At 66.4% G+C, this 8852-nt stretch carries 10 protein-coding genes; 3 read left to right on the top strand and 7 right to left on the bottom strand.

Annotated features, from left to right (window positions below):
- The coding region (locus SOM28_RS24000; protein WP_491715954.1) for an EF-Tu C-terminal domain-related protein at positions 1 to 145 on the top strand (145 nt) is incomplete at its 5' end.
- 191 nt (positions 146 to 336) lie between these two features.
- Positions 337 to 654: a 30S ribosomal protein S10 gene (gene rpsJ / locus SOM28_RS23995; RefSeq protein WP_005663509.1), complete on the top strand. Its 318-nt coding sequence runs from the start codon at positions 337 to 339 to the stop codon at positions 652 to 654.
- 285 nt (positions 655 to 939) lie between these two features.
- Here the strand turns inward: rpsJ and SOM28_RS23990 are convergent, their stop codons facing one another.
- Positions 940 to 1107, bottom strand: coding sequence for a hypothetical protein (locus SOM28_RS23990; protein ID WP_320469676.1), 168 nt, complete (start codon positions 1105 to 1107; stop codon positions 940 to 942).
- Positions 1108 to 1231: 124 nt separating this feature from the next.
- On the opposite strand from SOM28_RS23990, the gene SOM28_RS23985 reads away from it, so the two are divergent.
- Entirely contained in the window at positions 1232 to 2107 is an 876-nt protein-coding gene (locus tag SOM28_RS23985; RefSeq protein ID WP_320469675.1) for a hypothetical protein, read from the top strand.
- A 455-nt stretch (positions 2108 to 2562) separates the two neighbouring features.
- On the opposite strand, the gene SOM28_RS23980 is transcribed toward SOM28_RS23985, so the two are convergent.
- From SOM28_RS23980 to SOM28_RS23955, 6 genes are read right to left on the bottom strand one after another with little or no spacing between them, the layout of a single operon-like run.
- A complete protein-coding gene (locus SOM28_RS23980; RefSeq protein ID WP_320469674.1) occupies positions 2563 to 3885 on the bottom strand; it encodes a TerD family protein in 1323 nt (440 codons plus the stop codon).
- A complete protein-coding gene (locus tag SOM28_RS23975; RefSeq protein WP_320469673.1) occupies positions 3882 to 4796 on the bottom strand; it encodes an HpcH/HpaI aldolase/citrate lyase family protein in 915 nt (304 codons plus the stop codon). The genes SOM28_RS23980 and SOM28_RS23975 overlap by 4 nt, the downstream gene beginning before the upstream one ends.
- Complete coding sequence (locus tag SOM28_RS23970; RefSeq protein WP_320469672.1) at positions 4789 to 5892, bottom strand: cysteine protease StiP family protein; 1104 nt, start codon at positions 5890 to 5892, stop codon at positions 4789 to 4791. Before SOM28_RS23970 ends, SOM28_RS23975 begins: the two co-directional genes overlap by 8 nt.
- Complete coding sequence (locus SOM28_RS23965) at positions 5889 to 6653, bottom strand: hypothetical protein (RefSeq protein WP_320469671.1); 765 nt, start codon at positions 6651 to 6653, stop codon at positions 5889 to 5891. The genes SOM28_RS23970 and SOM28_RS23965 overlap by 4 nt, the downstream gene beginning before the upstream one ends.
- Positions 6631 to 7818 (bottom strand): phosphoribosyltransferase domain-containing protein, encoded by a 1188-nt coding sequence (locus SOM28_RS23960; RefSeq protein WP_320469670.1) that lies wholly within the window; start codon positions 7816 to 7818, stop codon positions 6631 to 6633. The genes SOM28_RS23965 and SOM28_RS23960 overlap by 23 nt, the downstream gene beginning before the upstream one ends.
- Positions 7815 to 8834 carry an ATP-grasp domain-containing protein gene (locus tag SOM28_RS23955; protein ID WP_320469669.1) on the bottom strand — a complete coding sequence of 340 codons (1020 nt, stop codon included), beginning with the start codon at positions 8832 to 8834 and terminating at the stop codon, positions 7815 to 7817. Before SOM28_RS23955 ends, SOM28_RS23960 begins: the two co-directional genes overlap by 4 nt.
- Positions 8835 to 8852: the final 18 nt, after the last annotated feature.

The raw sequence follows: 8852 nt of genomic DNA, 5'->3' as shown, positions 1-8852 counted from the left end.
CAAAGAAATGGTCATGCCAGGCGATAACGTCTCGATCACCGTCAAGCTGATCGCTCCGATCGCGATGGAAGAAGGTCTGCGCTTCGCAATCCGCGAAGGCGGCCGTACCGTCGGCGCCGGCGTTGTTGCCAAGATCCTGGCCTAATTCATCAGGCCCTGATCGCCGGTAGGACGCTCTCCGAGCGTCTTGCCAGCACAACGATGGGGACAGACTTTTTGGTCTGTCCCCATCTGTTTGAGCGGGAACGATGCTATACTCCCGCCTCTTGAGCAGTACCGAAGTACCTTTACCACATTGCCGGCAGCAAGCCGGAACGTTCTTTTAAAGGAATTAGCATGTCCGCTCCAAACCAGAAAATCCGTATCCGCCTGAAAGCGTTCGACTACAAGCTGATCGACCAGTCCGCACTGGAAATCGTCGACACCGCCAAGCGCACCGGCGCCGTCGTCAAGGGCCCAGTCCCACTGCCGACCCGTATCCAGCGTTTCGACGTGCTGCGTTCGCCACACGTGAACAAGACCTCGCGCGACCAGTTCGAAATCCGTACGCACCAGCGTCTGATGGACATCGTGGACCCGACCGACAAGACCGTTGACGCACTGATGAAGCTGGACCTGCCAGCTGGCGTCGACGTCGAAATCAAGCTGCAATAATATTTTTCATCTGGCGGAGTCTTCCGCCGATGGACACGGGGCCGGTATCGCTTAGCGAGCCGGCCTTGTTTTTTATGCGCGAGAAGGCGTGTCGTCGGATGCAATCGGTTTTTACTTGTGGCATAGCTAAAGCATGAAAGCCTTGAAAAGCCAGCTCGCGTCGGAACTTCTTGCTGATCCGCAAGCTCGAGACCAGTTTCGCCAGTTCATGACCAGCAAACGAAGCCTCCCACAAACGGCACCTCAGGCTGCTGCAGGCGAGTTCAAGATTCGCCGTGACGACGGTCAGTCGGTTCGCGTTACTATCGTATCCAAGGCCGCATAAAGCCACGTTCTCATGAACGTCGCGTTGCCCGCGCTGATCGTTTTTTCCTGCTCCTGCCGGGCTTCATCTTCCGCACCAATCTCAAGCGCGCAGAGCGTATATTCCGGCAGTTGGACCCATTTAGTCATGCGAAACGCATGATCTCCTGCTTGGCATTCGCCAGCCGTTGTTCATATTCCTTGCGCATGCTGTAATCGAACGATTCATCCATCCGATCGTCGATTCATGCAGCCGTCTTCACTTGCTTCCATCTTGCGCACCACGTCCTGGCGCGATCTCGCCGGCTGGGGCCTCGCCGCCTTATTCCTGGTTTCCATCGCCAAAGCGCTCGCTCCAGATGCGGCCAAGCCTTTCCTGCGCAATGCCGGACTGGCCTTGCCCCTGTTGCTGCTGATGGCGAAAGACATCGCCCACGCACCAGACGCCTGGCAGCGCCTGCGCAGCGCGCATGCCGCGCGGGCCCCGTGGCATGCGCGGGTAACGGCGCTGCTGCCGCCCGAGCTGGTGGGGATGCTCCGCCTCGACCGCCTGCTGTGGATTGGCTGCTTCAGGCGCCTGCGGCAGCAAACCGCTGCCTGTGCGCTGCCGGAAGGCGTTGCACTGACCTATCTGGAACGCGGCGCCTATGGCACCGCTACCGCCGTCGTCTTCGTCAGCCTGCTGCTCGAGCTGCCGGTGCACGTCCTGCTGCTGAACCTGTTTGTCGAGGATGCCAGAACGCTGGCCCTGCTGCACGTCCTCGGCGCCGTCGCCGTGTTGTACACGCTGGCATGGGTACTGGGCGACCGCTGGCATATCGGGGCAGGGCGTCATGTCATGACCGACGATGCGCTCCATCTGCGCGTCGGCGCCCGCGTCGATGGCGTGCTGGCGTTGGCGGCGATCGCGCGCCTGGAGACAGTCGATGCGCCGCTGCCAGCCTGGCGCCGACGCCACGGCGTGGCGCGCCGCGACATGCTGCAGGTGACGCCGTTCGACCAGCCCAACTGTGTGCTGGTGCTCGAAGAAGATGCACGGGTCGACATCCTGCACTGGCAGGTGAAGAAGCGCCTGCCGCGTTACGTGTTCCTGTACCTTGACCGTCCCGAACTGCTGGCACAGCAGCTGCGCCGGCGGGTGGCGGCGTGAAACGGATTCGATTGCCGCGAATCGGGCCTGGTGCGCTGATCCTCCTGGGCCATGTACCGGCACCGGCCGACTACATCGAGCTTGCCTTCATCGCGGCGCCAAGGGTGCCAATGCCCGCAGCAGCACAGAACGACGGGGTCAGGTCTGACATTTAGACACGGCCTCGACAACAAACGCTTTTGAAAGCTGAGCTCGTGTCCGAATGTCAGACCTGACCCTCGCTTCCGACCCTCGCTTCCCGACCCTCGCTTCCGCTGGAACCGCTACGCGCCAGCGATGACAGCGCGCTGTCGCGTGCGGTGAGAAGGGCGAAGGTCCCGGATTGCCAGACCAAGTATGCCGGCGGCGAAAAGGCCAATATCCTGCTCCTGGTTCCCCTCGCCATCGACACCATCACCGGCAAGGGCTGCAACTGGTAGCAGCCCCGCCCGGGCAAACACTTATTTGCTGCCCGCTTATTTACTACCCGTCTTCCAACGCATGCCGAAGCCGTAATGGCGGTCCATCAGCTCGTGCGCGCTGGTCATGCCCTGCTGCTGGAAGTACTCCGCCAGCTTGGTGATCACCAGGTTGCCGCCGCGGTTCTCGATCAGCGCGATCGCGCACATGATCTGGCGGTCGCCGCCATCGAGTTTCACCTCGACCGGCGCCTGGCCCGGCGCCGTTACCGTCACCACGCCATTGGTCACGGCCCAGTTGGCCGCGCCTTCGTAGATGAAGGAGAAGATCACCGCGCGCTTGATCTGGTCGAAACGCTCGCCGTTGATGAACAGGTTCTCGCCATTGGCGGCGGCGCCGGTGCGGTCGTCCGCATCGAGTTGGATGAAGGGTTCGCGCTCGTAGTCGCCGAAGGTGTTGCCCAGCGCCTGCACCAGGCCGCGGCGGCCGTCGGCCAGTTCGTACATGCAGCCAAGATCGAGGTCGATGCCGCTGCGGCCCTTGCGCGCCGCGCCGGCCTTGTTGGCCATTTCGCCGGCCTTGTTGGCGAGGTCGCCCGCCATGCTGGTGAGGCGGTCGAGGAAGCCGCCGCCGCGCGCGGCCGAGGATGGCGGCGGTGGCGAAGCAGGAGGCGGTGCGATCGCGGCCTGGTTCCAGTTCAGGTTGACGTGGATGCGGCCATAGCCGCCGCCGGGGCGCTTGTCGAGCGAGACCTTGTCGCCGCGCTTGTCGAGCGTGACCTTGGACAGCGATACCGTCCGTGCCGCGGGTGCTGGCACTGGCGCGGCCGCAGGAGCAGGCCTGGGTGCGGGCGCGGGCGTCGAGGAACCGGCCTCGGTCCCGCCGAAGTTGGCCAGCAGCGCCGACAGGCCGCCATTGAAACCCTGGCCGACGGCGCCGAAGCGCCACAGGCCGTCGCGGCGGTAGATCTCGGCCACGATCAGGGCCTTTTCGTCGCCGAAGTCGGCGCCCGACCACGGGAAGCGCACCGCGCTGCCCAGCGACAGGGAGCTGGCGCCCAGGGTGCGCATGGTGGCCGCGCCGTCGATCGCGGCCACGAACACGAGCTTCGCGATCGAGGCCGGCAACCCGTCGAGGTTGATGGCAAAACGCGCGCGTCCGCCACCCAGGTCCAGGCGCACCGCGCCTTCCGGGCTGGCCAGCTGGTTGTAGAACACCATATAGCGGTCGTCCGACAGCTTGTCGTTGGCGTCCAGGCCGAAGCAGGAAACGTCGACCGAGGCGCCGTTGGCGGCGATCTCGACGTCGACGTTGAAGACGTTGCCGGTGCCGAGGTCGGCCAGCTTGCCTTTCTGTCCCCGTCCAAATTGAGTAGTCATGAGTGTTCTCCTTCCAGGAATGGTTTGTGGCCCAGTTCGGCGCGCGAGCCGAACAGGCGCGATTGTTCGAGGGTGCGCTCGGCCCAGGCGCGGTGGGTGGCGACCTCCTGCATCGCGTCGTCCATGCGGAACACCGCCGGGCTCGAGGCGTCGAGGATGGCGCGCGCCACCGCCAGGTCTTGCGGCGTCACCTTGAAGTGCTGCTCGATCGCCGCGATCTGGGTCGGATGGATCGCGGTCTTGCCGACCATGCCGTGGGCCAGGTCTTCGATCACTTCCTGGTCCAGCAGTTCGGGCAGGTCGAGGTATTCGAACACCGGCGCCGTCAGCATAAAGCCGTAGGGACGGAAAGTCGTCACCAGGCGCGAGATCACCGGGCCGAGCGGCGTGCGGTACAAGGTCATGCCGCGCGGGCGGCGCAGGCCGAGCAGGGCCAGCAGGTCGTTGCCGCCGATGCGCAGCGCCAGGATGCGGTGGCGTACGCCCGGCGCCTCCAGCGCGGCGCGCAAGGCTTGCATCTCGCCGTCGTCGAAGGCCTCGGCCGTCTCCAGGGTCGGCATCAGGACGTGCTCGGTGTGGCGCACCAGCTTGTAATAGCTGTCGAAATTGTGGCGCGTGATCTTGGGCAGCACGAAGCCGGTCAGCTTCTCGGCGCCCGGCATGGCCAGCACGCGCGCCAGCACTTCGGGATTGCGCACCCGCACGAAGCGGTCGGCCGCCACGTCCAGGCGCATGTTCGCCAGCACCACCGACAGGTTGAACAGCGACCAGGAGAGTTCCCGGTCGGCGATCGAATCCTCGGTGCAGAAGATCAGCGAGCGCGCGTGCGGCAGGCGATCGCCGTTGGCGATCGCGGTCAGGTTCTTGTGATTGGCCGGCACGTACAGCGACGCGCCCAGTGATTTAGCCATCCGATGCACTCCTGATCAGGGATACTGCGTGATAGGGCAGGTGCGGGTCGATCTCGACCGGCACCCGTTTTTCTTCGGCCAGCACGGCCAGGTGCGCCACTTCGGTGGCGCCAGGGTCGCGCAGCATGACCAGGCGCGGCACGCGGCGCAGCAGCACGCGCGTGGCTTCACCGATGCCGGGCTTGACCAGGTTGACGTCGGCGATGCCGTAGCGCCGCATCGCCGCGCCGATATAGGTCTGCGAGCGCTCGCGCGCCGCCACGGCGTCGATCGCTTGCGCGCGCGGCAGCGTGTCGGATTGCGCCAACGTCAACGCCAGCCCCACCAGCTCGTCGGCGAACGCCTGCGAGCGGTCCACTTGCGCGAACTGCTCATAAAAGACGCAGCCGTGGAAGTCGTCGCTGCGCATGTCGTCGCTCATGACGGTGCGGCTCACCAGGCCCGACACCGTGGCGTTGAGGATGCTTGACGGGATCAGGTAGTCGTCGCACGAGGCCGCGCAGGCGGCGGCGCCGGCCAGGTCGGACAGCACGTGCAGGCCGGCGTCGATGTGGGTGCCGTGGCGCACGTTGAACGTCTCGATCGAACCGGCCAGCTCGCGCGCGATCACGCCCTTGCCGGTCCAGCCGTCGAGAAAGACAATGGAATCGGGCTGGTGCCCATGCGCCAGGATGTGGCGCAGGGCGGCGGCGTCGATGCCGCGGTCGCGCACGATCGACACCGAGTAGTGCACGGCGTCGCGTCCGAACAGCTCGCGCAGCAGGCGGGCCACCACCACGCCGACCGGGGTGCCGGCGCGCGCCAGCGACACCAGCGCCAGCCGGTGCAGCGGGCGCGCGGCGATCAGGCGCGCCAGGCGCAGGCAGTCGCGCGCCATGCGCGCATTGTTGGCGCGGCAGGCCTCGTCGAACAGCCGCATATAGCGTTCGGACGGCATCGACTCGGGCGACAGCATCTGGCTGTAGTGGCGCCGGCCGCTCTGGATCAGCGCCTCCTTCTCGGCGACGTCGACGAAGCCTTCCTGCGGCAGGCGGCGCAGCAGGAAGCTGACCTCGCCCTTGCGGTAGCTGCCGGAGAAGTCTTCCCAGCCGCTCACAGCGCCCCCACGGTGATGCCGGCGAGCTGGGTGCCGCGCGGGATGATGGCGTAGTCGCAGGCGGCCATGAAGCGCGCGTCCGAGCGGCTGTCGCCCATGCCGAAGGTGACGATCTCGCCGTGTTCTTCCTTCAGGCGCGCGGTGATGTGGGCCACCGCGTTGGCCTTGTTCAGCGCCTTCGGCAAGATGGCCAGGTTGTTGCCGTTGCGGTGGATGAAGTAGTCGCGGTCGCCGTCGGCGATCCAGGGGCGCACCACGTCTTCCTCGAGCGGCGCCAGGCGCTCGGCCTCTTTGTCCAGATCCTTCACCACCAAAAAGAACGGGGTGGCGAAATCCTCGATCATGCGCGCGCGGCCGCCATAGCCGGTGCGCGCGCAGTGCGCATCGATGTGGGCGGCCAGCTCCTGCAGACCGGGCAGGGCGGCATGCATCGCCGTGCGCATGCCGTCCAGCCAGGGCTGGTCGAGCGCGCCGCCCGGCTCCAGCACCACGCCGCCGTAGTTGATGACGGCGTAGCTGTCGAACGGCAGGGACACACGGCGCAGGCCGTCGAGGTCGCGCGCGGTGGTCGGGATCATCGTCATCCCGTCCTGCAGCAGGGCCAGGAAGGAACGCTGGGCCGGCGTCGTGTACGAGCAGATGCTGCCGTCCTTGTAGTAGGCGGCCGGCGCCAAAGCATCCGGGATGTCCCGGTGCGCGCCGCATTTGCCGAAGGTCTGGAACAGTGTGTCGTCCAGGTCAGCGAACAGGAACTTCTTCAACGTGGTCCTCGGACTGGAAGTGGAACAGGCGCGCCTGCAGCAGGCGCGCCAGCGTGAACAGCGCCGGGCCGGGCGCGGTCTCGTGGCAGGCCAGCACGTGGTCGTACTGGCCCGGCGCGACGTTGTACAGGTAATTGGCAATGCCTTCGCCATAGTTGTCGGGGAAGGTCAATGCATGGTCCACCGCGCCCCAGGTGAGGATCGGCGAGCGCGTGGTCGACTGCACCACCACGTCGACGCCCTGGCGCTGCAGGGCGGCGCCGAACAGGGTCGAGACGTGCATGAATTCACCGGTGCCCAGCACCAGCACCCGGCTGCCGGGGGCGAATTCACGCGCCAGGCGCGCCGCCAGCTGCTCCGGCGCCCGCAATGCGCGCGCCGTGCCGAGGCGGCCGAAGGCGGTGCTGGCGCCGCGGTCGGCGTCTTCTTCGTAGCGCTGCGCCACGCCCTGGTCGGGCGGCAAGGGGCCTTGCGCGAAGCTGAATTCGCCCTCGACCAGCGCGCCGCAGGTAGTCGGCATGCCGAAGCGGGTGTCCAGCAGCCCGGTTGCGGCGCGGCCCATGAAATTGGTGATCGTGGCCAGGTGTACCCGCTCCAGGCCCGGATTCAGGCGGCGGCAGGCAGCGGCCAGGTTGACGAAGGTATTGCCGGTGCTGGCCTCGTCGTCGACCAGCACCAGGGTGCGCGCGGCCAGCAGCAGAGCGTGCAGTTCGGGATCGACCGGCGTGTGCAGGAACTGGCGCGGTGCATGGCTGTGCGCTTCCTCGAATTCGATCAGCGGGCCGTCGCCGACCCGGTAGCGGGTGGTGTGCAGGAACAGCGCCTGCTGGCCCGGATGGGCGCGCAGCCAGGCTTCGAACACGCCCTGGCCCAGCCCGATCGCGGTCTCCGCCATGGCGATGAACACCACCGGGCCTTGCACCGCGCCACCGAGCGGCGGGACGGTCGCCGCCAGGCGCTCGTGCACCATCAGCATGTCGATCGGCTGCGCCGGCCAGTGCTTGCCCAGCACCTTGCTGAGGAACAGGAAGCCGCGCTTGGCATTGGCGCGCGCGGCAAAGCCGAGCAGGGCGTCGAGTTCGGACGCGCCGCTGTCGATGCGCAGGTCGAGCGTTCCTGTCGGGAGCTCGATACGCTGGACAGGAGTCGGGAGCGGCGCGTTCATGCCAGCTCCGTCGCGACGCTGACTTCGGCCACCCGCATGCCGTGGCGCGGCGCCGGGATCTCGAGGCCGTCGTAGCCTTCGGCAAAGCCGCGCAGCGCGATATACGGGAGGTTGGGGCCGGCCAGGCAGGCCATGCCGATCCCGCCCGACATGCGTGGATTGATCTCGAGCAGGCGTGGACGGCCACCGCCTTCGCGGAACTGGGCGTTGAACACGCCATTAAGTTCGTAGTCGGCGCACAGGCGCGCCGTCGCATCCAGGATGTCCTGGCGCATGTCGATCAGCTGGCCGCTGCCGGCTTGCGGCAGCTTGCGGCGCACCACGGCCGCCACCAGGCGCCCATGATCGCCCACGCAGTCGACGCTGTATTCGGGGCCGTCCAGGAATTCCATCAGCAGCATGGTATTGAAAGAGTCCAGTTCGCCCAGGCCGCGGCGCAGGTCCTGGTAGCCGATATGGTATTCGACGCCTTTCATCAGGAGCGCGGCGCTGCTGCGTTCTTCGTCGATGATGGCGAAGCCCAGGCCATAGATACCGTGCGCCGGCTTGACGCACAGCTTCGCATGCTGCGGGCGCAGTTCGGCATAGGCGGCGTCGAACTGTTCCAGGGTCTCGAAGGGGCGGAAGGCCGCCACCGGCGCGTCCGGCAGCACCGTCGCGGCATAGAAATCGGCCTTGTCGTGGATGCGCTTGAGTTGCGCCGGCGGGGCGGCGCTGAGCACGCGCGTGCCGACGTCGGCAAAGCGCGCATGTTCGGCGGCCAGCACGGTGGCTTCGCGGCCCGGCACGAAGATGTCGATTTTCTGGTCGCGGCAGAACGCGAGGCACCAGTCGACATAGGCGTCGCCTTTCAGGCCGGTGGGCTCGACGTGGAATTCATGGGCCAGGCGCGCGGCCGGCGCATGGCGGTTGGCGTTGCTGTGGACGATGGTGAAACGGCCTTCGGTATCGGCCTCGCGGATCAGCTTGATCGCCGCATTCACGGACGAAAACGTCCTGTTGTACCAGACGCGCATGTGGGCTCTCTTGATGGG

It is taken from the genome of Massilia sp. CFBP9026, from assembly GCF_034045165.1.
Classification (GTDB): Bacteria; Pseudomonadota; Gammaproteobacteria; order Burkholderiales; family Burkholderiaceae_D; genus Telluria; species Telluria arenae.
The sequence above is the reverse complement of the archived record's forward strand: the minus strand, read 5'-3'. Positions and strand labels throughout refer to the sequence as shown.